Below are 24771 nucleotides of genomic sequence, written 5' to 3'. Positions count from 1 at the left end.
GAGTATCCGGAAGAAGCATCCATACAGAGAACCAGGAAGGGTGAGAACCTGGCTGGAGAGCACCGGAGAAGGCGTTCCTGAGTCTCGCTTCTCTTTTAGAGTGGGTGCTTTCATAGCATCAATTAGGGTGGAACCGCGTGAGCAGATAAAAGCTCTCGTCCCTGGGTCAGACTGGCCTTTGGATGAGAGCTTATTTATATTTGATGAAAAGGAGCAAAATAGATGGCAGAATCAATGGAGCAAGTCGTTAAGCTGGCGAAACAGCGAGGCATCATTTTCCCAGGATCTGAAATTTACGGGGGCCTGGCAAACACCTGGGACTACGGGCCGATTGGTGTGGAGCTGAAAAATAATGTAAAAAAGGCCTGGTGGAAAAAATTTGTACAGGAATCACCGTACAATGTTGGATTGGATGCCGCCATCCTGATGAATCCGAAAACGTGGGAAGCCTCAGGACATGTCAAAAACTTTAATGATCCAATGATTGACTGTAAGAATTGCAAATCCCGCTTCCGTGCGGATAAACTGATTGAAGAATATATTCCAGCCGATAAGCTGCCCGGACCGGTTGACGGACTGGATTTTTCAACCATGGAACGATTGATTGAAGAACACAGCATCAAGTGTCCGGAATGCGGAGAACATGATTTTACACAAATCCGGCAATTTAATCTGATGTTTAAGACCTTTCAGGGGGTAACCGAAACACAAAAAGATGAAATTTTTCTTCGTCCGGAAACGGCTCAGGGTATCTTTGTGAATTTTAAAAACGTCCAGCGAACCATGAGGAAAAAGATACCGTTTGGGATCGGACAGGTCGGCAAGGCGTTCAGAAATGAAATCACACCGGGTAACTTTACGTTCAGAACGCGTGAGTTTGAACAGATGGAACTGGAATTTTTCTGCAAACCGGGTGATGATAAAAAATGGTTTCAATATTGGCGTACGTTTGGCTATGAATGGGTGAAATCACTGAATGTTTCACCGGATCACCTCAGGCTGCGTGATCATGAAAAAGAGGAACTGCCGCATTACAGTAATGCAACGACTGACATTGAATATCTCTTTCCGTTCGGTTGGGGAGAACTGTCGAGTCTGTCCTCACGCACGGATTATGACCTGCGCCGGCATATGGATGTTTCCGGAGAAGATCTTCATTACATTGACCAGAATAATAATGAAAGATACATTCCTTATGTCATTGAGCCTTCACTTGGTGCTGACCGTGTGACGCTGGCTTTCCTTACTGAGGCCTATGAGGAGCAGGAAATTAATGATAAGGAGAGCCGGACCGTTCTCCATTTTCATCCGGCACTGGCCCCTTATAAAGCAGCGGTTCTTCCTCTCTCGAAGAAGCTGGGTGAAAAAACCCGGGCCATTTATCAGCAGCTGGCGAAGGACTTCATGGTTGATTACGATGAGACAGGTTCGATCGGTAAAAGGTATCGCCGGCAGGATGAGATCGGAACACCGTTCTGCGTCACCTATGACTTTGATTCACAGGAGGACGGTAAAGTGACGATACGTGATCGTGACACAATGGAACAGGTGCGTCTGCCAATAGAAGATGTCGCCTCATTTATCAGTGAGAAAACAGCATTCTGAAACAGGAGAAATCCTGTATCCGAGGAGGAATGAATTTATGGCCAAACCGAGGATAGCGTTCGATCTGAATGATATAGTTGAAATGAAGAAGGTACACCCTTGCGGAGAGAACCGATGGAAAGTCATCCGCATGGGTGCAGATATACGCATTAAATGCCTGGGGTGCGGGCACAGTGTGATGATGCCCAGAGCAGAGTTTCAGAAAAAGATTAAAAAAGTTTTGGAACACGGAGCCGATGAAAATCAGAAAAATGCAGATTAATCCTCATTTTTATGGGGAACCGGCTGGACTTTCAGACAGGGTCTGTACCTGATGAGGACCGTGCAATGGTCAGAAACAGACGAACGTGATTAATGAAACAGGGATCTTGTGATCCGGGGAGTGACTATTCATGAGTTTGACAACAGGAATCGTCGGCCTGCCGAATGTTGGCAAATCAACACTGTTTAATGCCATTACACAGGCGGGTGCGGAGATGGCGAATTATCCATTTTGTACCATTGAACCGAATGTCGGGATTGTGAGTGTACCGGATAACCGGCTGGATCAGCTTACGGAAATGTATCATCCGAAACGTACAGTTCCAACAACATTTGAGTTTACTGATATTGCAGGGCTGGTGAAGGGTGCAAGCAAAGGTGAAGGACTCGGCAATCAGTTTCTGGCGAATATCCGTCAGGTTGATGCCATCTCTCACGTTGTTCGCTGCTTTGATGATAAAAATATTACACATGTAACCGGCAAGATCGATCCGATTGATGATATAGAAACAATCAATCTCGAATTAATTCTGGCGGATCTGGAACAGATTACTAAGCGTCTGGACCGGGTCCAGAAACTTGCCAATCAGAAAGAGAAACAGGCGATCATTGAATTATCCGCTTTGAATAAGCTGAAAGCGGCTTTTGATGCAGGGAAGCCGGCCCGTCATGTTGATTTAACGGATGAAGAGGAAGCAGCTATTAAGCCGTTTAACCTGCTGACCAGAAAACCTGTTCTGTATGTCGCAAATATCTCAGAAGACGATGTGGCCAAACCAGATGAGAATCCTCATGTCCGGGCAGTCAAAGATTATGCAGAAAAAGACGGTGCTGAAGTCATTGCTATTTCAGCCCGTATTGAATCGGAAATCGCCGAGCTGGATCCCGATGAAAAACAGGCTTTTCTTCAGGATCTGGGGCTTAAAACTTCCGGCCTTGACCGACTGATTGCGAAATCTTATCAGCTGCTGGGGCTGGCGACTTACTTTACAGCGGGCGAAAAGGAAGTACGTGCCTGGACGTTCAGAAGGGGAACAAAAGCGCCACAGGCCGCAGGAATCATTCATTCGGACTTTGAACGGGGATTTATCCGCGCGGAGATCGTTTCATATGATGATCTGATTTCAGCCGGATCGGAAACGGCAGCAAGAGAACAGGGACACCTGCGCCTGGAAGGCAAGGATTATGTGATGCAGGACGGCGATATCGTCAACTTCAGATTTAATGTCTGAAGTAGCGCGTGGCGATTCGGGAAAAGGATCAGAAAGACCGTGGCCTTACTGGATACGTATGAAAGCCAGCTGGATGAGGATGAGCGGATCAAACAGGTGGAGAAACTCTGAACGTACCTGACGCGGTACTGAGAGCACCTGTTTGGCTGACGTGAAGTGCTGACTCAGGAGGGGTAAGCGCAGTGCGCCGGCCATCTGGCGGGTGTACATTTTCAGAAAGTTTCATCTTCTGTCTGATGCGAGATTCCGAGAAAACCCTGACACATGCCTTCCTTCTCGAGCAAAAAGGTAACAACGAAAACAGGATCTGCTGCCGCTATCGGCTGACCGACGACGACAGAACGTCCGTCAGGCATCTGTGAAAATGCTGAATGAAGAAAGTGCGTCTTATCCGATGGACTTTCGGATGATTCAGCCGTTGAAAAATATCTCATGTTTTCCGGAAATGCGTCTCAAAAAACAGGCGGCGGGCATTCAGTTCCCCAGCGCGCTTTATGGTTGTGTGTCCGTCGGGCCTTGCGCCTTTATGTAAGCCGCCTGATCCGGTTCCGATTGCAAGGGAGGCATAACAAACAATCAACGTAGTCTGCATGACTGAATTCTGTGATACGGAAACCTTTTCCACTGTGCTTTTCACAATCAATCTGGGAGGAGCTGAGGCATGGTGATGTCCACGATTCTGTCGGCCGTTTTTTCTTTTATCGCGACAAGCATCGATTACGTGATTATATTAGTCGTCCTTTTTTCGGAATTTAAGAAGAAAAAAGGCGCGACAAGAGACATCGCGCTCGGACAATATGCAGGAATTACTGTTTTACTTGTGGTCAGCGTGCTGGCGGCATTCGGCCTCGCTTATGTGCCGCAGCGATGGGTCGGCCTGCTCGGCTTCGTGCCGATGTATCTGGGGCTGAAAGTCTGGTTCGGCGGCGGGGAAGACGACGAAGGCGAAGAAGAGGAAATCATTGAATCAAGCCATAGATTCAGCAAACTGGCTCTGAGTGTTACCGCCATCTCACTGGCAGCGGGCGGCGATAATCTCGGGGTATATATTCCGCTATTTACCACTTTAAATTTGTTTGATCTCGTTCTTACTATTGTGATCTATTATCTGATGGCGGCAGTTCTGCTTGCCTTCAGCCGCAGCCTGACCGCGATCAGAGGCGTTTCAGAAACCGTTGAAAAATATGAAAAGTTCATCGTTCCGGTCGTTTTCGTCGCACTCGGGTTCATGATTCTGTTCGAAAACGGGACGCTCGTTCTCTGACATCGGGTCAACTTTTTTAGCAGACCAATAACAGATCCGCTGCTGTTTCCATCCGTGCCCGTTTTTACCAGTTTAAGAAAGCGGATACTCGATGAAGCGCGGCGAAAATAAGCATCGATCTGTCGTTGCAAGGTCGGGGACAAACCGAAAAAGAAAAGACATTGCCGGTTGCGATCCGATGTTTATCGGCGGCTGATTTTTAACTGCTTATTTTCATACAATAGAGCGATTGCTGGCATCCGTCGTTCTGCTTACGCCAGCGCTACGACCCCGTCCTTTCTTTTAATGTTCTTTTTTCCGGATGGAAGAGGCAGGATGCCTGGCATGTACTGTGCGAAGCCATGTCCAGACGGTCATTCCGACGATTGCGACGAGCACCCATTTAGCTGTGAAGATCAGCAGTGACAGAAGGCCGATACCAAGAAAAACAGAGCTCCATCGTATCCATTTTTCCTCCAGAAGGCGAAAAGCTGCCACAAGGCCGAGAAAAGCATTGCCGAGAAAAAATGTGTTGGCGATGGCGATGATCTGAACGAGGGTGATCAGCCGCAACTCGGCCAGCAGAAAAACTGTCAGGTGGACGGAGAACATAACGCTGAGCGCGGCAACGGGTACACCTTTTTTATTCCGATAAGCAAGAGGCGCCGGAAAGATACCTTTGTCGGCTTGAGCAGCGATAAGCCGGGAGACGCCGCCGATGACCATTATAACGGTGCTCAAACATAACGCGGCCGTGATCAGGGCGATCAACGGTTTTGCCCGGGAGCCGAAAAGAGAGCTAAGAATGAGATCCAGTTTTCCGCTGACGGGAACATGAAGCTTTTCCGGATCCACCCACTGCACAGCCGCCGCGACGGTCAGCGAGACAACGGCGATAACAAGACAGCTAAATATAATTGCCCGGTGAATCGTTTTTTTCGGCTGTCTGACTTCTCCGGTGTAGTTGCCGATAACCTCCCATCCGACAAGGCACCAGAACAGGAGCAGCAGGCTGTAGCCAAAAGCCGGCAGCTGGAACGGCGTCGAAAAGTCGATGCGTCCGCGGGCGAACAGCAGGGAATGGAGGGCACCGCTGACGAGGAGTACGGTAATCGAACTGGACAGGATCAGCGAAAGCCTGCCCAGCGACGTGATGCTCATCGAAACGCCCGCATAGACAAGCATCAGCAACGCTAATAAGATAAAGGGACTGTCTTTTCCGGTCCACAGGCTGAGATAATCCGAAGCGGTGCTCAGCACGGCAATCGGCCCAAGACATACCGCGATGATCAGAAACATGGCACCGAGATTTCGAAACGGTTTGCCGAGCGCCTGTTCGACGGCTTGCGCCGCCCCTGAATCACCTGGAAACCGAATGTACAATCTGCCAAACACGGCAGCAAACACAAAACTGACGATCATCGTCAGAAGCCAGGCTACGAGCGCGTAATCTCCGATCGTTCGGAAGATCAGCGGTGGAAGAATGATGATGCCGGATCCGAGAATCGGACCGATGATCAGTCCGCTCAGCAGGATCGGGCCGATTTTTTTCTTCCGCATGTCTTTCATCCCCCCTGTTTTTTCTTGAACCTTTTCATCTTTCGCAATATAGTAAGTGTAACAGTGGGTTTTCAATCGGTAAAACGGATAATTTCGAATAAAACGATCGATAATTTCGATGAAACAAGCGGAAGGAGGACTCATCACGTGGAGATACGCCAGCTGCAGACGTTTATCACGGTGACCGACGTCAGGGGATTCAGCCGGGCTGCCGACAGCCTTGGCTACGCACAGTCAAGCATAACGGCACAAATACAGGGGCTGGAAGCGGAGATCGGGATACCTTTGTTTAACCGGCTCGGTAAAAAAATTACACTGACTGAGGCAGGAAAGCGGCTGCTCCCTTATGCCCGCCAAATCGTTGCGCTGCACGATTCGGCTCTGGCACAGACAAAAGAAAGCGGCATTCCGTCCGGAAAGATCGTGATCGGAGCCCCGGAATCACTCGCTGCTTATCGACTGCCCGCAGTGATTGACGCGTACCGCAGGCGCTATCCCCATGTGAAAATCATTTTGAAGCCGGGGATGTGCCAGCAACTGAGAGAGGAAGCAAAAAATGGTGAACTGGATGTTGCCTTTCTCCTGCAGGAAGAAGCAACGTTTCCCGATCTTCACACGGAAGTGCTCGTTCGCGAACCGATGGTGCTGATTGCCCCGCCACAGCATCCGTTAACGAAATCGGCGCGGCTCCGGCCCGCCGATCTCCAGGAAGAGCCCATTCTTTCAACGGAGCCGGGTTGCCGCTATCGGGAGTTGTTTGAAAGTTACATGAACCGGTGCGGAGCGCCTGTCAGGACCGATCTGGAATTCTGGAATATCGAAGCAATCAAACAGTGTGTCATGTGCGGACTCGGCATTGCGTACTTGCCCTATGTAACGGTGAAATCAGAAATCAGGCAAAACAGACTGGTCGTTCTGCCGTGGCAGGACGATATCGTTCCGGTGGCGACCCAGCTCGTCTATCATCAATCAAAGTGGCTGTCCTCTGCCCTGCAGGCGTTTCTCCGGATGCTGCGTGTAAATGCACAGATGTGGCGGGAAGAAGTCGCCGATTTCGATCCGACCGGTTCACTGAGTAAAGGCAGTGGCTGATTCGTTCCGGACGAATACCTCATCCATAGTGGCAAGCATCGAGATGATTGCCATGAGCACCAGAAAGCACGTAAAAAACGACGACAAAATGAGATATGAAAGGTTGCACCGTTTACAGCAAAACAACACAACGATGAGAATACCCGGCACGACAGAATCGACCGCCCAATTTTTCTTGCATTGATAGATAAAGTATGCTATCATTTCAATCTATGAGTGAGTAAACTTGCTCTCTGCTCCGTTGAGGGGCCGCTTAGTCCAAAGGGAGGTGAAAATCGTGCGCAAATATGAAATACTGTACATCCTGCGTCCGGATCTGGAAGACGATCAGGAAAAAGCCGTTAAGGAAAAGGTTGCTTCCATCCTGACGGATAATGGCGCCGAAATCAATGATGTCAAGGAAATGGGCAAACGCCGACTGGCCTATGAGATCAATGATTATAATACCGGTGTCTATGTTGATTTGTTTGTAACAGCCGACAATAAAGCAATTAATGAATTTGATCGTCTTGTGAAAATCAATGATGATGTCATTCGATTTATGACCATTAAAGACGAACGCAAGCCGGAAGAAGTAAAATAAAACAGGAATCGGGGGGATTCTGTTGATTAATCGGGTCGTGCTTGTCGGACGGCTTACCAAAACTCCGGAACTCCGTTATACACCAAATGGAGTGGCTGTAACAAGTTTTACCCTTGCTGTGGACCGTCCGTTTTCAAATCAGCAGGGTGAACGTGAAGCAGATTTTATTCCGGTAGTTGTCTGGCGCAGACAGGCAGAGAATGTGGCGAATTTCCTGAACAAAGGAAGTCTGGCTGGTGTCGACGGACGGATCCAGACACGCAATTATGAAAATAATGAAGGCCGGAGAGTATATGTGACCGAAGTCGTTGCCGACAGTGTTCAGTTTCTTGAACCCAAGGGTGCAAGACACAATGGTACTAATAACGGAGGGAATGCCGCTCCTGCCCCCACAGGAGATCATAACGGCTACGCCTCGCAGAAACAACAAGCGAGGCGCCCGAATGAAAATGGCAACAGTGATCAGAATGCCCCTTCTTTTGACGATCCCTTCGCAAATGACAGCAAACCAATCAATATATCGGATGATGATCTGCCGTTCTGACAGGCATCCGACGAATAAAAGAGGAGGTGCACGGATATGGGTATGCGCAGATCTCGCGGTAAACGCCGTAAAGTATGCTATTTCACAGTAAATCACATTACTTATATTGATTATAAAGATGTTGATCTGCTGAGAAGGTTCATTTCCGAGCGAGGAAAGATCCTGCCCCGTCGTGTAACAGGAACCAGTGCGAAGTACCAGCGTCAGCTGACCAGAGCGATTAAACGCGCCCGTCAGATGGCCCTGCTTCCCTATACAGCGGAATAAACAGATAAAAAAGCAGTGGCAGCCAAAAAGGCTGCCGCTGCTTTTTTAAAGTATCAGAAAAACGAATCCTCTGGCGGCGTCTGCGGTTTGCCGGTCAGCAATGTTCCTTAATAATAAGGAGCCATCATCAGATAGACAACGACGCCTGTCAGGCTGACATAGAGCCAAATTGGCATGGTCCAGCGAACAATCCGTTTATGCTTTCGCACCTGCATCGTCCAGCCCCAGACCGTTGCAAACGGAGCAAGGAAAACAACCAGGGCGGCAAGTGTACTGTGCGTAATCAGAATAAAAAAGTAAATCGGGCGAACCGGTCCGGTACCGCCGAAGTGTGCAGGCGGGGCAATAAAATGAAAGGAAAGATATGACAAAAGGAACAGAAAGGTTGTCGTGAAGGCAGCAAGAATAAATCCGCGGTGCAGATTAATCCTTTTTTTCTTAATGGCAATAAGTGCGGCGACAAGAAAAATAAAGGTAAAACTGTTAAATACGGCGTTAAGTTTAGGAAGAATATAAATATCGTCGTTCACTTTCCCCTGATAGCCAATAAATGGTGCAAAAAACAACAGCAAAATGGCGACATTGGCAAGGATTGCGAAAGTGATGATCGGGAGGGCGTAATTCTTCCCTTTTTTGTCATGTATGCGTTCAGTGTCTGCTCTTTGTATCCTTTTATCCATTATGACTCTCCTTAACTTTCAGATTAACATTCAATCTCACTTTCTATGATAGGGGAGAACCGTAATGGAAGCAAGAAGAAGCCTCAGGGGTTATCTTTGTTTTCAGAAAGCAGATTTGTCGTAATTTCTTTGATCCGTTTCTGCTCGGTTGTTTCCTCTTCAATCAATTCTTTCAGGATCACATGGATAAAATAGGAGACTGACGGCATTTCTCTGAATTTGATAATCGAGGACAGAGCTTCCTGATAAATCTGGAAAAACAGGGGCTCAGGGTTTCCCTTCTGTATTTCGCCGTATGCTTCATAAAGCAGATCGATCTTATCAGCAACGGACAGGATGCGTCCTTCGAGTGAATCGTCTTTTCCTTCTTTAAATCGGCTTTCATAGACTTTCCTGAATTCAGGAGGAAACTGATGATCCAGAAATTCCTGTGTCATGGACCCTTCCACCTGAGAGAAAAGCTCTCTTAATTTAGGGAGTGCATATTTGACCGGGGTTTTAATATCCCCTGTGAACAGTTCGGAATAATCATGATTAATAGCCCGTTCATAGACTTTTTTCCAGTCTACCGTGTGACCGCTTTGATCTTCTACTGTCGCGAGAAACTGAGCGATTGTCGCGACTTTAAAAGAATGACTGGCAACGGAATGCTCCTGATACTTGAAAACGCCCGGGCAGCGATAAATACCTTCCAGGTCCGAAAGGCTTTGAAAATATTTATGAATGCCCATCATTAATTCCCCCTTTCATATCATGTCTGTGTACTCTGAATAAATAATTCTGATCAGTATAGACTTCATCAGGAAAAGAGTCAACGGGTTTGTTCTGTTTCGAACTTTTTACGATGTTGATTTTTTCTTTTTTATCTCAAACAGGAATCCGTTATTTTTCGCATTGTCAAAGCTTTGCCTGCTGATTTTGTTAGATTTTCTCATGATTTTTGAAGTGATTCCCGAATGAGCTGAAAAAAGGCAGACGGCTCCTGTTATCCACAATTTTGGTTTTTAAAATGGCTGGTGATGGGGTTATCCACATGTGGATAACTTTTCAGACGGTAACCCGGCTTCTCATTTTTTCCGATTGTTTTTCTTTGATACGTTCCAGAGCCTGCCAGCATCACGAGAGAGCCGGTCCGCATCGGATATGCATTTTTGTCATGCCACGGATTGTGTGCACTTCAAAACCGGGGGAAGCGCCCAGCCGACTGCTGACTCGCTCAACGGCTGTCCGTTTATTGTAGAGCCGTTGCCGCTTATAGTTCGCCCGATCAACAGGCGTGAAGACACGCCGATTGTCGGAAAATGACCCCCTCATACCCTGAGTAATCAGGCATGAGGCTGGCCCCTTACAGGTGAGTCCTTACCGTTTGGCCGGGCCAATCTTCTTCAGCGTATTGTGAACCCTTCGAAAGTAGCCATAGGCTATGTCCCGTCTTGGAGAGCTTTCATCCCACTTTCTTTTAAATAGGATGTTTTGTGCTTAGAGCAAAAAGTAAAATAAGCGGATACTTTCCGGTTAGGGGCAGAACGGCACGCTTTTCGGAGGGGAGATAAGCAGAACTTTTCCGATTAGGCCAGGCAAAAAGCTCCTTTATCCCGTTTCTCTAGTCAATAGGCGGAATCTCTCCGCCTATTTTAGTTATTCATAAATTTAATTACCGAGTAAGTGGAATTTTTCCGTCTATTCATCTGACCATGCGCTTAACTGATCCCCCAACCGATAAGAGCACATCTCAGGAAACCTCCACCTGTATTTTTCATCATGTTGGGATAAATTTCCCCGATCGTCCCTGATTTTTGATCATACGACTTCAGAATTTCCCCTGTTTTGGGAGAAAATAATTTCAGAATTCCTTATCATCCCTTTTAATCCACATTGCAATCAGCTTTCCATTTCTTAAGAAGTATGACGGATAGACGGTTGAGAAAAGCCGGGTCACTGGCCGCGTCTGCAGCTTGTCGGTCAACAGGTTCTCTTTAATATCCGGCACTTTTTCTGACGGATTGATTCAGCCGGCTGATGTTCGCCATGACAGCGCCACTGTCTAAAAGCGGTAGTTCTTTATCCTTCAGGAGGACCTTTTTTGATCGGAGGGGCAGATCACAGGCATATAGTTGTTCAGAAGAAAAGGAAATCGTGTCCCGGACAGCGTCTGCTTCAAGGGCACAGGCCCCGGAAGCAGACTGGCAGATGATGTATTTTTTATCCTCCGGCTTCAGTGCAGGGGAATATCCCGCCTCTAACAGTCCGGAAAGATCGAACAGAGGAAGCACTTCGCCTCTGTTTAGAATCAGTCCTGCAAAACAGGGATGCGTGACCGGAACATCAATTGCAGGAATGGGTTCAAGAATTTCCCGAACGTCACGTATCAGGAGTCCGACTGTTATGTCGCCGATGAGTAAGGTAAGGGCGACGTGGGTTGTTGTATCTGATGACATCAGTTGCACCTTCTGTTCATAATTTGATTCTTTATCACCTGTAGAATATATCGGTGTGTCATCGGATAATGATTATTTTTTTAAATCAGGAACAGAATCGGGTTCGACAATTTTCTTTCCCTCATACCAGGGATTGATGTGGATCAGGACTTCTTCTACATCAGGAAATTTCGCCATGATTTTTTTGCGAATCTCCTCTGTAATGTCGTCACCTTCCTGAATATTCAGGGAGGCGGGCAGACGGATCTGGGCATCAATCAGGATAACGTTACCGTGTTCCCTTGCCCGCAGAATATCGATCTTTTTTACTTCCGGAAAAGAAAGAAAGACCGCTTTGTACTTTTCCTGTATGTTTTCATCGACACTGCTGTCCATAAGCACATTGGTCGTTTTTTTTATCATAATCACAGCAATTCTCAGTACGAGAAAAGAAACGACAATGCCGGCAACAGGGTCGCAATAATGTGAATAAGGCAATCCCAGAATCTGACCGATCCATCCGATACCCAGTCCGACGGCAGCGGCAGATGAGGCATAGATATCGGCCAGATGATCAGAAGCAGTCGCCCGCAGGCTTTTGCTGTGATAAGCTAAAGCTGCTTTATTTGTATAAATATACAGGAACCACTTCCAGACAGCAGAGACAGCAGCTGCAGCAAACGCCCACACGCTGACGGGTGAAGCCGGTTCGAAAAGGGCCCTGACGGCATCAAAGATCAGAAATGCTGCAGCAGCAATGAGTATCAGAGCAACAAAGGCAGAAGAGATATCTTCCGCCTTGCCATGCCCGTAAGGATGTTCGATGTCGGCGGGATGGTTCGACCATTTCATTGATCCAATGGTTGCGACAGACGCGATCACATCCCCTCCGTTATGAACACCGTCGGCGACGAGTGCGGTACTGTGGAAAAAGATACCGAAGACAATCTTGATCACAGTCAGAAAAAAGTTGCTGATCAGGCTGACCCATGCGGCGAACAGGGCTTTTGGACCTTCATAGGGCATGATTATTCACCCCGCTCACAAAGTTTGCCTGAGGCAAATTATTCATCATAAAAGACAATCCGATTTCGAATTGTCTTTTAAAAGATATATTTTGTTTATATTTATTCATATCCGCATACATACGGCATCAGCTCTCCAGAATTGCCGACAAACGGTCGGAACGTAAAAACACCCGCTTCAGTATTTCATACCGGCGACGGGCTTCATGTAAAACGCTTTCTTAATTATATTATCGAGACTATTATACACATGATACAGAGAAAAGACAAGGCAGAGGAATCGCCCTCTTCGTAAGGCTTCCAATCGGTCCTGTTTTTATATTATAATGAAACTTATGGGCAGTATCCGTTAATCTGCCTGATCATTCCAGGAAATGGCTCGTTTAGATCCCGTAGCAGACTGCCAGTAAAATGGTTATGTTGTACGTCCGTTCCTGTACAGAGGTGCCTGATAATGAAGAATAAAAACGCCCTGTTTCATGGGCTTTTGACACTCTTGTTTCTGAGTCTGTTACTGATTGTAACGGTATATGTGCCAGCTGTCTCTTTGCTGACAATCTGGCTGATACCGGTTCCACTCATGTATCTCACAGCAAAATTTAGCTGGCCATATGGATTGGCCGGGTTCATTGCTGCAGCGGCGGTCCTGCTTATTATTCTGCCTGGACCGGGAGCTGTCATTCCAAACTTTTTCATGATCATTGGGTGTGTCATGGGAGAGATTATTCATCGTAAGAAGCCCGCATTTGCCGTCCTTCTGGGAGGAAGTCTTGCCAGTATTGCCGTTCTGATTTTGTATCTGGCCTTTTCCGTACTTGTCATGAAATTCAATCCCATTACGGCATTTAAAGACATTGCGTCGCAGTCTATTGAACTTTCACTGAATCAGTTCGGCTCCCTTCTGAATCAGGATAAAGGGAAACTGCTTGAATTTTACAGAAACCAGCTGGATTATCTGGGTTATCTGGCGCCCTCATTGCTCGTCATGATCGGCGTTTTTTACTCGCTTATTGTTGAGCTGATCGCCCTTCCCCTTCTCAGGTTGCTGAAGGTGGATGTCCCCGGATGGATCCCTTTTCGGACATGGCAGGTTCCGAGGAGTCTGATCTGGCTTTATCTGTTCGTCCTGGTTATCCAGTTATTCGTGCCGGCTGAGTCTGGAACATCATTCTATACGGCCCTGATTAATATAGAGTTTGTGTTCCAGATTTTACTTGCTATCCAGGGGCTGAGTTTTATTTTTTATTTTATGTACGTGAAAAAAGTGCCCATTGCCGTACCCATCCTCATAACAGTCGTTGTTCTGATTTTCAGTTTTCCACTGCTGCAATTGGTGTGGATATTGGGTATAATTGACCTTGGTTTCAACCTGCGCAAACGTATCCGCGGGAAACAGTAAAGTAAGGAAAATGAATCATGCGAAACAGGCGGAATATGGGCCTCAGGAGCTGAATAGACGTGTCAAATAAATTTAAACATCGATGGCGCAGCGACCTGCTTATTATCCTGGGTGTGCTGTGTCTTCTCTTTATCACATTCACGGCGTTCCTGAACTGGATGCTTGCTCTGGCCGGACTGGTTATTCTTGCCCTTGCCATCACCTGGTTTATTTTTAATGAAACGCAATTTGATAAAGAACTGATTGAGTATGTTGCCGGACTCTCTTACCGACTGAAAAAAGTCGGAGGTGAGGCACTGCTGCAAATGCCGATTGGTATTATCCTGTACGATGATACAGGAGAGATCGAGTGGTGCAATCCGGAAATGGACACCATTGCCGGAAGTCACACGACGCACATAGGCAAAGCCCTTGATGATATTTCAGGTGAGATTAATCAACTCATTTTGTCGGATAAAGACTCGGATATTCTTACGATAAGGGACAGGAAGTACAGGGTACGGCTGAGACGGGATGACCGTCTGCTCTATTTTACCGATATCAATGATGTTCTTGAAATTAAGAAGAATTATTATAACGAACAATCGGTTCTGGCCCTTATTTTTCTTGATAATTATGACGAAGTGACACAGGGGCTGGAGGATCAGGTCAGGAGCACAATCAATAATGAAGCGACTTCCCTGATTAAAGCCTGGGCACAGCATTACGGGATCTATTTGCGCCGTACTGCCTCTGACCGCTTTCTTGCGGTGATGAATGAAAAACTGCTCAAACATGTAGAAGCAGATCATTTTTCCATTCTTGATCAGGTACGTAAAGTCACGGTACCATTAAGTCATATTCCTTTGACACTCAGTATCGGTGTCGGGGCGGGTGCAGAATCACTTGAGGAACTGGGTACGTACAGTCAGTCGGCACTTGACCTCGGACTGGGTCGTGGCGGTGACCAGGCCGTGATTAAAAGGCCGGACGGAAATGTGAAGTTTTATGGTGGAAAATCTAACCCGATTGAAAAAAGGACCCGTGTCCGTGCCAGGGTCATCTCCCATGCTCTGTCCGAACTGATGCTGGAAAGCGATCAGGTGATGATTATGGGCCATCAGGCACCGGATCTTGACGCCATCGGTTCCTGCATCGGATTGTTGAAAATTGCCCATGCCAACGGCCGGAGTGCGAAAATAGTGATGGATCGTCAGAAGAATGTCACAGGTGTTGCCCGACTGCTTGACGAAATAAAAAAGCACAAAAATCTGTGGACAAGCTTCATCTCTGCAGAGCAGGCCCATGCCGAAGTCACCAGGCGGACGCTCGTGATTGTTGCAGATACGCACAGGCCGTCGATGGTCGTCGACCGGACACTGCTTGATGATGTTCACCGGGTGGTTGTGATTGATCATCATCGGCGCGCTGAGGAATTTGTAAAAGATCCTGTCCTGGTTTATATGGAGCCCTATGCCTCGTCGACATCGGAACTGGTGACGGAGCTGCTGGAGTATCAGTCGAATGAGCGTCCACTTGACGTCATTGAAGCGACAGCGATGCTGGGCGGTATTGCCGTTGACACGAAGAATTTCACCCTCCGCACAGGGTTTCGTACATTTGATGCAGCCTCATATCTTCGGGCACATGGCGCAGATACAATTCTTGTTCAGAAATTTTTAAGTGACGATCTTGAGCAGTTTAACCAGCGTGCCGCACTCATCCACAGGACAAAGATCTATCGCCCGAAAGTCGCAATTGTGACCGGTGATCAGGACAAGACCTATGATCAGGTGCTCCTTGCCCAGACAGCAGATACACTGCTGATGCTGGAAGGAATCAGGACCTCCTTTGTCATCGGTATGAGAGAGGATGGAAAAGTGGGTATCAGTGCCCGTTCGCTCGGTGATATGAATGTCCAGATCATCATGGAGAGTCTTGGGGGCGGCGGACATTTAAATACTGCTGCGACACAGCTCGAACACGAGAGCGTCTCATCGGCGGAAGAAAAAGTGAAACAGGCGATTGACCGTTATATTGAAGGGGGTTTGTCATAAATGAAAGTCATTTTTGTTAAAGAAGTGAAAGGAAAGGGCCGTTCAGGCGAAATCAAAGAGGTCTCGGAAGGCTATGCCCGCAATTATCTGTTTCCGCAGAATCTGGCTGTCCCGGCAAATAAAAGCAGTCTGAGCCGGCTTGCTGCAAGAAAGAGGAAAAAGAAACAGAATGAAGAAAAAGAACGTCAGGAAGCTGAATCTTTGAAAGCAAGAATCGAAAAAATAACCGTTGAACTGCAGGCAAAATCAGGTGAAGGAGGCAGATTGTTCGGTTCGATCACGAGTAAACAAATTGCGCAGGCACTGAAAAAGATGGATATTACCATTGATAAAAGAAAGATCGACCTCGCTGAGCCGATTCGTTCACTTGGATACACGGATGTTCCGCTGAAACTGCATCCGGATGTAACAGCAAAGGTTAAGGTACATGTGCAAGAACAGTAAAATGTCTGAAACAATATTTTTTTCATGCTTCAAGACCTGAGAGTGGGTGCTTAAGGGAGGAGAAAGAAAATGAGTGATTTATTTGCTGACCGGACTCCTCCGCACAATACGGAAGCGGAGCAGGCGGTGCTGGGTGCCATATTTCTGGAACCCGCGGCTGTCGTCACAGCTTCAGAGCTTCTCGTTCCCGAGGATTTTTACCATACCGGCAATCAGCTGATCTTTTCCGTTATGCTGAGTCTGTCTGATCGAAATGAGCCGGTTGACGTTGTCACAGTGACCAACGCTCTGCAGACAGGGAAACACCTCGAAGAAGTTGGCGGGGTCTCCTATCTTGCGGATTTAGCCGGTTCAGCGCCGACAGCAGCAAATATTGAATACTACTGTCATATTGTTGCGGAAAAATCACTGCTCCGCCGGCTGATCCGTACAGCCACACACATCGTTTCCGATGGCTATACCCGGGATGATGATGTGGAGACGATCGTTGACGATGCCGAACGGGAGATCCTTGAAGTCTCCGAACGGAAGCGGGCCGGTGAATTCCGCCCGATCAAAGATGTCCTGATCGAAACATACGATAATATCGAAGCATTGCACAGTCGTAAAGACGATGTGACGGGAACACCAACGGGATTCATGGAACTGGACCGGATGACTGCCGGCTTTCAGAAAAGTGATCTGATTATTGTTGCCGCCCGCCCATCCGTAGGTAAGACGGCCTTTGCTTTGAATATTGCTCAGAATGTGGCCACGAAAAGTGATGCCAATGTAGCGATTTTCAGTCTGGAAATGGGCGCCCGTCAGCTGGCCATGCGTATGCTCTGTGCTGAAGGAAATATCGATGCCCAGAAGCTGCGTACAGGAAACCTTGAAGATGATGACTGGCAAAAACTGACAATGGCGATGGGCAGCCTGTCGCGTGCCGGAATCTATATTGACGATTCACCGGGGATCCGGGTTAATGATATACGGGCAAAATGCCGGAGACTTAAGCAGGAAAAAGGACTGGATCTTGTGATCATTGACTATCTTCAGCTGATTACGGGGACAGGCAGCATGCATCGCCAGGAAAACCGGCAGCAGGAAGTGTCCGAGATTTCCCGGACACTAAAAGCTATGGCACGTGAACTGGATGTGCCGGTCATTGCCCTGTCACAGCTCTCAAGAGGTGTAGAAGCACGTCAGGACAAGCGCCCCATGATGAGCGATATCCGCGAATCAGGCAGTATCGAGCAGGATGCCGATGTCGTCGCTTTTCTCTATCGGGACGATTATTACAATAAAGAAAGCGAAAAACAAAACATTATCGAAATTATAATTGCCAAACAGCGTAATGGTCCGGTAGGCACCGTCGAGCTGGCTTTTATTAAGGAATACAATAAGTTTGTCAATATTGACAGGAAACATCAGGACGACATTCCCCGTGGTGCATAAGTCATTTTATCTGCTTTTTGAATGTACAAAAATGAAATATGAAATTTTTGCGGAAGCTACTGCCGGGGGTCAGAGACTTGTCGGCAGGCACCTTTTCTTCGTAATAAATCCGAACGAATTTGGTTTTTTAAATACAAATGTTCGTATTTTGCATTGACTTATACAGAGGAGACCTGTTAGACTGAACAGGGATCTTTGATGCCCGAAATTTACCGGATGTATAAACAAGTTGCAGACTGGGACAGATATTTTAAATTTTTAAGGATGAAATAGGGGGCTGGATGGATGTCTTCTGTAGTTGTTGTTGGTGCTCAGTGGGGCGATGAAGGAAAAGGAAAGATTACGGATTACCTTTCGGAAAATTCGGAAGTGGTTTCCCGTTATCAGGGAGGCGACAATGCCGGTCACACGATCGTCTGGAATGGCAAAACGTATAAATTAAGACTGATGCCGTCAGGAATCCTGTATTCTGAAAAAATCTGCGTTCTCGGTAATGGCATGGTGATCAATCCGAAATCGCTCTGCAACGAACTGGACTACATGGAGAAAAGGGGCATATCGACTGATCATCTGCGCATCAGTAATCGCGCGCATATCGTACTGCCTTACCATATCAGGCTGGATATTCTTGAAGAAGAACGAAAAGGTGCATCAAAAATAGGAACGACTCAGAAAGGGATCGGGCCGGCTTACATGGATAAAGCGGCGAGAACCGGGATCCGAATGGCCGATTTACTTGAACCGGAGACGTTCAGAGAAAAACTGTTAAGGAATCTGGCCCAGAAGAATCGCCTGCTTGAAAAAATGTATGAGAGCGATGGCTTTAATATTGACGATATTTATGGTGAATATCTGGCCTATGGCGAGCGGCTGCGTCACCTCGTCTGTGACACTTCGGCAGTCCTGAATGAAGCACTGGATGCCGGGCGGCGCGTGCTGTTTGAAGGGGCGCAGGGCTGCATGCTGGATATCGATCAGGGGACTTATCCTTTTGTGACCTCTTCCAATCCGGTTGCCGGGGGTGTGACCATAGGCGCCGGTGTTGGCCCGACAAAGATTAATCATGTTGTGGGCTGCGCAAAGGCTTATACAACACGCGTGGGTGACGGTCCGTTTCCTACTGAACTGACCGATGCCACTGGTGACCGGATTCGTGAGACGGGTCATGAGTATGGAACCGTGACGGGCCGGCCGCGCCGGGTCGGCTGGCTGGATACGGTTGTTCTGCGTCATTCCCGCCGCGTCAGCGGACTGACGGACCTGTCACTGAACTGTGTCGATGTGCTGACCGGGCTTGAGACAGTAAAGATCTGCAAGGCGTACGAATATAACGGCGAAGTGATCCATGAGTTTCCGGCAAGCCTGAAGGTTCTGGCGGCCTGCAAACCGGTTTATGAGGAAATGCCGGGCTGGTCGGAAGACATCACGGGAGCCCGTTCACTTTCTGATCTGCCGCAGAATGCGCGTCACTATATGGAACGCATTTCTCAGTTGTCCGAAGTGCCGTTATCCCTCTTTTCTGTTGGCCCCGACCGGTCGCAGACAATTGAAGTGCGCAGTGTTTTTGCCTGAAGAAAGATGAATCTGATTGCAGGCAGAGAAACAGGTGCTGATAAAAAGCTTGCTATTCTTATCCTGGGATGGTACAATATTGTCTGTGCCGCAAAAGGGCAATCAGATTTTATTGTCGCGGGGTGGAGCAGTTCGGTAGCTCGTCGGGCTCATAACCCGAAGGTCGCAGGTTCAAATCCTGCCCCCGCAATTAATGGGTCCGTGGTGTAGTGGTTAACATGCCTGCCTGTCACGCAGGAGATCGGCGGTTCAAATCCGCTCGGACCCGCATTATTACATATGGCTCGATAGCTCAGTCGGTAGAGCAGAGGACTGAAAATCCTTGTGTCGGTGGTTCGATTCCACCTCGAGCCATGTTTCATCGGACATAATATGGCGTGAATGCCTTCGGAACAATTTAAGACCTCCGGATCATCAGGATCCGGAGGTCTTGTTTGTCCTTAAATGTTGTATAAAAGGTTCAGAAGGATGCAGCCACCGGAGGCGTTATGACAGCCCCGGAATGATTATGGTAAAATGAGTGGGAACATGGAAGGATCCCCGATCCGGAATTCTGTTACCGGAGGCGGATACCTGAAGCAGCTGAGTGATTGATAGATGATTAAAATAGAAAATAAAACGATAAAAAAATGAAGACAGAGGAGGTTCACCGGAATGGACAGCAAGATATTAGTCGTAGATGATGAGCAGCCAATTGCAGATATCCTGCAGTTTAATCTTGAAAAAGAAGGGTATCAGGTCGTCTGTGCTTATGATGGCGGCGAAGCACTCGAGAAGGTGGAACAGGAGCATCCGGATATGGTCCTGCTGGATGTGATGTTGCCGGTAAAAGACGGAATGGAAGTCTGTCGTGAAATACGAAAAAAATATACCATGCCAATCATTATGCTGACGGCGAAAGATTCGGAAATCGACAAGGTCCTCGGGCTTGAAATGGGGGCCGATGACTATGTCACAAAACCGTTCAGCAATCGTGAATTAATTGCCCGGGTGAAAGCCAATCTGAGGCGGCACAAGGCTGAATCAAGTGAACAGAAGAAGGGCAGGGAGAATAATATTGAAATCGGTGACCTGGTTATTCATCTGGATGCTTATGTCGTCACCAAACGGGGTAAGGTCATTGAACTGACCCACCGGGAATTTGAATTGCTGCGTTATCTCGCTGAACATATTGGTCAGGTCATGACCAGAGAAAACCTGCTTCAGACGGTCTGGGGTTACGATTACTTTGGTGATGTCCGCACGGTCGACGTCACGGTCAGGCGTCTGCGCGAAAAAATAGAAGACAACCCAAGCCGGCCGGAGTGGATTGTGACCAGACGGGGCGTCGGATATTATCTCAATGCCCCTGACCAGGAGAAGTCGGAATGAATAAAGTCGGTTTTTTTAAATCGATTCAATTTAAAATTGTACTCGTTTACACCCTGCTCATTCTTCTGGCCATGCAGTTAATTGGTGTTTATTTCACTGATCGCCTGAAAACGATGCAGCTCGATAGTTTTGAAGAGACGCTGGTCAGCCAGAGCAACCTGATCGCCGCGAATATCAGTGAGGTCCTGAGAGAAAACAAAGATACAGATACGAGTCCGTCGAATCTTTCAGATCAGATCAGCAGCCAGTTTTCTGATCTGGACAGTGACTTCCGGGAAGTCGAAGTGATTGATCAGAACCGGGTCATTGTCGCAGCGGACAACCAAAGTGCTGTTGGGAAAACGACAACAAACAGCCTGATTCTGCAGGACCTTCGCGCGACATCGACAAACCGATACAGAATGACTAATGGCAGCAGTGGTGAGCGCGTTAATATTGTCACTGTCCCCATCGTGGTGGGAAATCAGCATTATGGCGTGCTCTATGTGGAAAAAAGTTTTGAAGGAGTTTACGATCAGCTGCGGGAAATCAATCAGATCCTCGCTGCAGCGACTATTTTCTCCCTTCTTGTGACGGCCGTTCTTGGCTTTTTTCTGTCCAGAACCGTCACGAAGCCACTTGTACAGATGCAGCGACAGGTTCTCGCCGTGTCGCAGGGAAACTTTAATCGAAAAGTGGAAATGACGGAAAAAGATGAAATTGGACAGCTGGCGGCTTCATTTAATAACATGACGGCAAAATTACGTGAAGCAACGGCAAACACCGAATCGGAACGAAGGAAGTTAAAGTCTGTCCTGACCTATATGACCGATGGGGTCATCGCAACCGATCGCAAAGGCAACGTCATTTTGATGAATAACCGGGCAGAGGATCTCCTGGGTGTGTATCGCCATGACGTGACAGGCAATTCCATTCTTGATCTGCTCAAAATCCGCAAAGATTATAAGATCATGGATCTGTATAATCTGACGGATTCGATTGTCCTGGATTTCAGCACAGATACAGATACGATACTCCTGAGGGCCAATTTTTCCGTGATAAAAAAAGAGAATGGCCTGACCAGCGGGCTCATTGCCGTTATTCATGACGTCACGGAACAGGAGCAGGTTGATATGGAACGCCGCGAGTTTGTTGCCAATGTGTCGCATGAACTGCGAACGCCTCTGACGACGATGAAAAGTTATCTGGAGGCGCTTCAGGATGGGGCTGTAAAAGATGAGCGGCTCGCGGCCAAGTTTCTTGATGTCACCCAGCGGGAAACTGAACGCATGATCCGTCTGGTCCGCGACCTGCTGCAATTGTCGCGGCTGGATTCAAAGGATTACAAGCTCAATCTGCAACGTACGGATTATATTACTTTCTGCGAACAGATTATTGACCGATTCGAAATGACGAAGAATCAAAATATACAATTTGTCAGGAAATTTCCCCGGGGAGGTCCCTGTTTTGTTCAGATTGACCGGGATAAACTGACACAGGTGATTGATAACATTATCTCTAACGCCATGAAGTATTCGCCGGATGGCGGGATCATTACTTTTGCAGTGATCAAAAAAGGACGCAAGATCAGGACCATGATTAAAGATCAGGGCGTTGGTATTCCGAAAGAAAATCTGACGAAAATTTTCAACCGTTTTTACCGTGTGGATCGTGCCCGGTCCCGAAAACTGGGAGGTACAGGTCTCGGCCTGGCCATTGCAAAGGAAATGATTGAAGCGCAGGGTGGAGATATCTGGGCGGAGAGTGAGTGGAATCATGGGACAACCATCCACTTTATTCTTCCTCTTGACCAGGAGGGTGAACAATGAACAGAGAAACCTTTAAATCTATTCTATTGGCCATTCTCGTCCTTGCCAGTGTTGCTATGACCTGGAATATCTGGTTTTACAAGGCGGATTTTCAAAAATATCAGGGTCCTTCGACGTCGGCGACCACGGTCTCCATTGCAGAAGCACGTCGTTTAACCGATGTTGTGCGCCCGTCGCTTGCTCTGGAGCACACGGGAAATGAGGTGATGGGAAAGGACAGGAGCAGTGAAATCACGCCGGTCTATAATGTCTATCTGTCGGCAGAATTCAGTCAGGTCGTGCCCAATGCCAGACAGAAGCCGCCGCTGAAAAAGAATGGCTCCACTTCTTATGAAATTATATTTCCGGCTCCACTTACCGGCGATACCCTGAAAAAGGTCTTCCATTTTGATCAGGATGAAGAAGAGATTCCGAAACACGTTATGGTAGATCGAGTCGAGCTGTATACCCCCGGGTCTGAATCCGGACTTATGGCGGTATTTCGTTCAGAAAATGGGCGCGATCAGTTTACCGCACTTGTTGGTAAAGTCGATACTCGCCGTCTGAATACCCTTTTTTCCAAAGGTGAGAACAGAACGTTCAGCAAATTTTCATTCAATCGAAAGATCACTTATCTGCCTGATGAAGAAACGACCATTAGGCCGGTTGTGTTGTACTTTGAAAAAACGCCGGCGGAATCCTTCATTCCCGTCCTTTTTACCGATCCCAGAAATGTTGTCCGTTCCAGGGATAAGAATGCGTATACCGACTGGGCAAGTCAGCTGGAGACAACATCGACCATTCTTCAGTATGTCAACCCGGGAATCAGTGGCGGTAACGAAGCGATATCAGATCCCATTGTCCACAGTTTTGATTTTATTAATAAATACAAAGCGTGGACCGATGATTTTATGTACGATGGACTCTCCATATCGAACGAAGGAAAACAGAATACCGTTGATTTCCGCATTTTGCTTGGCGATTATATGCTTTATAATACAGAATATTACCCCAACATGTATTTAACGATGATGGAACTGACCTGGAAAAGTCAGGAACTCTATCATTTCGACCGAACACTTCTGACTTTAACACGCATTGATGCACCAGGGGAAGTGACACTGGAATCCGGACAGGATATACTTGATAAACTGAGAAGGGCCTCGGTATCCATCCATAATATTCAGGATATGGCGATTGGCTACAGGGTAAATAATCCAAAATCTGAGAGTATTCATTCTTTAAAGGCGATGCCGGACTGGTTTTATAAGATTGGCGGTCAGTGGTATTCTGCAACGGAAACGATCACCCCGCCCCAGCTGAATCAAACGAAGGAGCAGGATGCACCATGAACTGGAGTAAGACAAAATCGATCTTTATCATCTGCTTTCTCCTTCTGGATGCCTTCCTGATCTTTGAACTTTATCTCAGACAGCAGGATGAAGGAATGGAAGGGCCAGCCGGATCGACAACCGGGACTAATTCATTTCGAATTGAAACAGAATTGCCCTCGACACCGCAGGATGTAACTTTTCTCAGAGGGACACGAACAGATTTTTCGAAAGAAAAGGAAAATGTGACCAATCTGGTTAATCCGACCGGCGCAACGGTCCGTCAGAAAGTCGGCATAGAGGATGACGGCATGCAGCTGCACAGCACATTCGATCAGCCGGTTAAAGCTCAATCGAACGGCATCGAACTGCAGAAACGTCTTCTGAATCTTGTTTACCAGGGTCAGAACTATACATACTGGCAGTCGAATAAGGAAACCGGAACAATGGACTATGCTCAGCTGTACGATGGGCGACCGGTGTTCATCAGTAAACGCAGCAATGTGCAAATGCTTGAGTTCACCGTGACCGATAACCAGATCACCGGCTACAGGCAAAGTTATTTTACTTTTAAAAAGTCCAATACGGTTGATGTGATCAGTGCAGCTCGTGCAATTAGTAATCTGGGGAATTCAACAGACCTTCTGGATAATGAGCAGCCGCGCATTACCGGGATAGAACTTGGTTACGTAAATCTGGTTGGTGATGCCGGATCGGATCCTCTTATTTTTATCCCGGCCTGGAGTATTCATGTCAAGACGAAACAGGGAACTTCTGAATATTTTATTAACGCTGTTTCGGGTAATCTTCAGTCCATCGAATAATCTGAAACAGACAGATGAGAAAGCGGCCTGAGGGGACAGGCCGTGGAGAGAGGAAGACAGA

The 24771-nt window shown here is 47.5% G+C and carries 23 protein-coding genes and 3 tRNA genes; 20 read left to right on the top strand and 6 right to left on the bottom strand.

What is annotated here, in order from left to right; all coding sequences use genetic code 11:
- Window positions 1-222: 222 nt before the first annotated feature.
- From EWH91_RS03235 to ychF, 3 genes are all read left to right on the top strand, one after another.
- On the top strand, window positions 223-1605 hold the full coding sequence (locus EWH91_RS03235; RefSeq protein ID WP_129928574.1) for a glycine--tRNA ligase: 1383 nt from the start codon (window positions 223-225) through the stop codon (window positions 1603-1605).
- A 37-nt stretch (window positions 1606-1642) separates the two neighbouring features.
- On the top strand, window positions 1643-1867 hold the full coding sequence (locus tag EWH91_RS03230) for a DUF951 domain-containing protein (RefSeq protein WP_129928573.1): 225 nt from the start codon (window positions 1643-1645) through the stop codon (window positions 1865-1867).
- Between the two features lie 130 nt (window positions 1868-1997).
- The gene (gene ychF, locus EWH91_RS03225; protein ID WP_129928572.1) at window positions 1998-3098 is read left to right on the top strand and encodes a redox-regulated ATPase YchF; all 1101 of its coding nucleotides are present in this window, start codon (window positions 1998-2000) and stop codon (window positions 3096-3098) included.
- Between the two features lie 212 nt (window positions 3099-3310).
- Here the strand turns inward: ychF and EWH91_RS14415 are convergent, their stop codons facing one another.
- Window positions 3311-3454 carry a hypothetical protein gene (locus EWH91_RS14415; protein WP_165364222.1) on the bottom strand — a complete coding sequence of 48 codons (144 nt, stop codon included), beginning with the start codon at window positions 3452-3454 and terminating at the stop codon, window positions 3311-3313.
- A gap of 305 nt (window positions 3455-3759) precedes the next feature.
- Between EWH91_RS14415 and EWH91_RS03220 the strand changes: the two genes are divergently transcribed.
- On the top strand, window positions 3760-4362 hold the full coding sequence (locus tag EWH91_RS03220) for a CadD family cadmium resistance transporter (protein WP_129928571.1): 603 nt from the start codon (window positions 3760-3762) through the stop codon (window positions 4360-4362).
- A 282-nt stretch (window positions 4363-4644) separates the two neighbouring features.
- Here the strand turns inward: EWH91_RS03220 and EWH91_RS03215 are convergent, their stop codons facing one another.
- On the bottom strand, window positions 4645-5901 hold the full coding sequence (locus EWH91_RS03215) for an APC family permease (protein WP_165364221.1): 1257 nt from the start codon (window positions 5899-5901) through the stop codon (window positions 4645-4647).
- Between the two features lie 147 nt (window positions 5902-6048).
- Here EWH91_RS03215 and EWH91_RS03210 point away from each other — a divergent pair, with 147 nt between their 5' ends.
- The 4 genes from EWH91_RS03210 (at window position 6049) to rpsR (ending at window position 8387) form a co-directional block, all read left to right on the top strand.
- A complete protein-coding gene (locus tag EWH91_RS03210; protein WP_129928569.1) occupies window positions 6049-6993 on the top strand; it encodes a LysR family transcriptional regulator in 945 nt (314 codons plus the stop codon).
- Between the two features lie 277 nt (window positions 6994-7270).
- Window positions 7271-7576, top strand: coding sequence for a 30S ribosomal protein S6 (gene rpsF, locus EWH91_RS03205; RefSeq protein ID WP_129928568.1), 306 nt, complete (start codon window positions 7271-7273; stop codon window positions 7574-7576).
- 22 nt (window positions 7577-7598) lie between these two features.
- Window positions 7599-8120: a single-stranded DNA-binding protein gene (gene ssb / locus EWH91_RS03200; RefSeq protein WP_129928567.1), complete on the top strand. Its 522-nt coding sequence runs from the start codon at window positions 7599-7601 to the stop codon at window positions 8118-8120.
- Window positions 8121-8156: 36 nt separating this feature from the next.
- Window positions 8157-8387 (top strand): 30S ribosomal protein S18, encoded by a 231-nt coding sequence (rpsR, locus tag EWH91_RS03195; RefSeq protein WP_129928566.1) that lies wholly within the window; start codon window positions 8157-8159, stop codon window positions 8385-8387.
- A 107-nt stretch (window positions 8388-8494) separates the two neighbouring features.
- On the opposite strand, the gene EWH91_RS03190 is transcribed toward rpsR, so the two are convergent.
- From EWH91_RS03190 to EWH91_RS03175, 4 genes are all read right to left on the bottom strand, one after another.
- Window positions 8495-9067, bottom strand: coding sequence for a DUF420 domain-containing protein (locus tag EWH91_RS03190; protein WP_129928565.1), 573 nt, complete (start codon window positions 9065-9067; stop codon window positions 8495-8497).
- Window positions 9068-9150: 83 nt separating this feature from the next.
- The gene (locus tag EWH91_RS03185; RefSeq protein ID WP_129928564.1) at window positions 9151-9798 is read right to left on the bottom strand and encodes an HD domain-containing protein; all 648 of its coding nucleotides are present in this window, start codon (window positions 9796-9798) and stop codon (window positions 9151-9153) included.
- Between the two features lie 1245 nt (window positions 9799-11043).
- Window positions 11044-11505 (bottom strand): chemotaxis protein CheW, encoded by a 462-nt coding sequence (locus EWH91_RS03180; protein ID WP_129928563.1) that lies wholly within the window; start codon window positions 11503-11505, stop codon window positions 11044-11046.
- Window positions 11506-11577: 72 nt separating this feature from the next.
- A complete protein-coding gene (locus EWH91_RS03175) occupies window positions 11578-12510 on the bottom strand; it encodes a cation diffusion facilitator family transporter (RefSeq protein WP_129928562.1) in 933 nt (310 codons plus the stop codon).
- A gap of 453 nt (window positions 12511-12963) precedes the next feature.
- Here EWH91_RS03175 and EWH91_RS03170 point away from each other — a divergent pair, with 453 nt between their 5' ends.
- From EWH91_RS03170 to EWH91_RS03115, 12 genes are all read left to right on the top strand, one after another.
- On the top strand, window positions 12964-13908 hold the full coding sequence (locus EWH91_RS03170) for a YybS family protein (protein WP_129928561.1): 945 nt from the start codon (window positions 12964-12966) through the stop codon (window positions 13906-13908).
- Window positions 13909-13967: 59 nt separating this feature from the next.
- A complete protein-coding gene (locus EWH91_RS03165; RefSeq protein WP_129928560.1) occupies window positions 13968-15944 on the top strand; it encodes a DHH family phosphoesterase in 1977 nt (658 codons plus the stop codon).
- A complete protein-coding gene (rplI, locus tag EWH91_RS03160) occupies window positions 15945-16388 on the top strand; it encodes a 50S ribosomal protein L9 (protein WP_129928559.1) in 444 nt (147 codons plus the stop codon).
- A 69-nt stretch (window positions 16389-16457) separates the two neighbouring features.
- Window positions 16458-17825 (top strand): replicative DNA helicase, encoded by a 1368-nt coding sequence (dnaB, locus tag EWH91_RS03155; protein WP_129928558.1) that lies wholly within the window; start codon window positions 16458-16460, stop codon window positions 17823-17825.
- Window positions 17826-18110: 285 nt separating this feature from the next.
- The gene (locus EWH91_RS03150; protein ID WP_129928557.1) at window positions 18111-19397 is read left to right on the top strand and encodes an adenylosuccinate synthase; all 1287 of its coding nucleotides are present in this window, start codon (window positions 18111-18113) and stop codon (window positions 19395-19397) included.
- A gap of 116 nt (window positions 19398-19513) precedes the next feature.
- Window positions 19514-19587: transfer RNA gene (locus EWH91_RS03145), tRNA-Met, on the top strand.
- Window positions 19588-19592: 5 nt separating this feature from the next.
- Window positions 19593-19665: transfer RNA gene (locus tag EWH91_RS03140), tRNA-Asp, on the top strand.
- Window positions 19666-19678: 13 nt separating this feature from the next.
- A tRNA-Phe gene (locus EWH91_RS03135) sits at window positions 19679-19751 on the top strand.
- 300 nt (window positions 19752-20051) lie between these two features.
- Window positions 20052-20768: a response regulator YycF gene (gene yycF / locus EWH91_RS03130; RefSeq protein ID WP_129928556.1), complete on the top strand. Its 717-nt coding sequence runs from the start codon at window positions 20052-20054 to the stop codon at window positions 20766-20768.
- Window positions 20765-22576 carry a cell wall metabolism sensor histidine kinase WalK gene (walK, locus tag EWH91_RS03125; RefSeq protein WP_129928555.1) on the top strand — a complete coding sequence of 604 codons (1812 nt, stop codon included), beginning with the start codon at window positions 20765-20767 and terminating at the stop codon, window positions 22574-22576. Before yycF ends, walK begins: the two co-directional genes overlap by 4 nt.
- Window positions 22573-23907 carry a YycH family regulatory protein gene (locus EWH91_RS03120; RefSeq protein ID WP_129928554.1) on the top strand — a complete coding sequence of 445 codons (1335 nt, stop codon included), beginning with the start codon at window positions 22573-22575 and terminating at the stop codon, window positions 23905-23907. The genes walK and EWH91_RS03120 overlap by 4 nt, the downstream gene beginning before the upstream one ends.
- The gene (locus tag EWH91_RS03115; protein WP_129928553.1) at window positions 23904-24710 is read left to right on the top strand and encodes a two-component system regulatory protein YycI; all 807 of its coding nucleotides are present in this window, start codon (window positions 23904-23906) and stop codon (window positions 24708-24710) included. Before EWH91_RS03120 ends, EWH91_RS03115 begins: the two co-directional genes overlap by 4 nt.
- The last annotated feature ends 61 nt before the right edge of the window (window positions 24711-24771 follow it).

It is taken from the genome of Sporolactobacillus sp. THM19-2 (assembly GCF_004153195.1).
GTDB lineage: Bacteria > Bacillota > Bacilli > Bacillales > Sporolactobacillaceae > Sporolactobacillus.
This window is presented reverse-complemented; position numbering and strand designations above follow the sequence as displayed.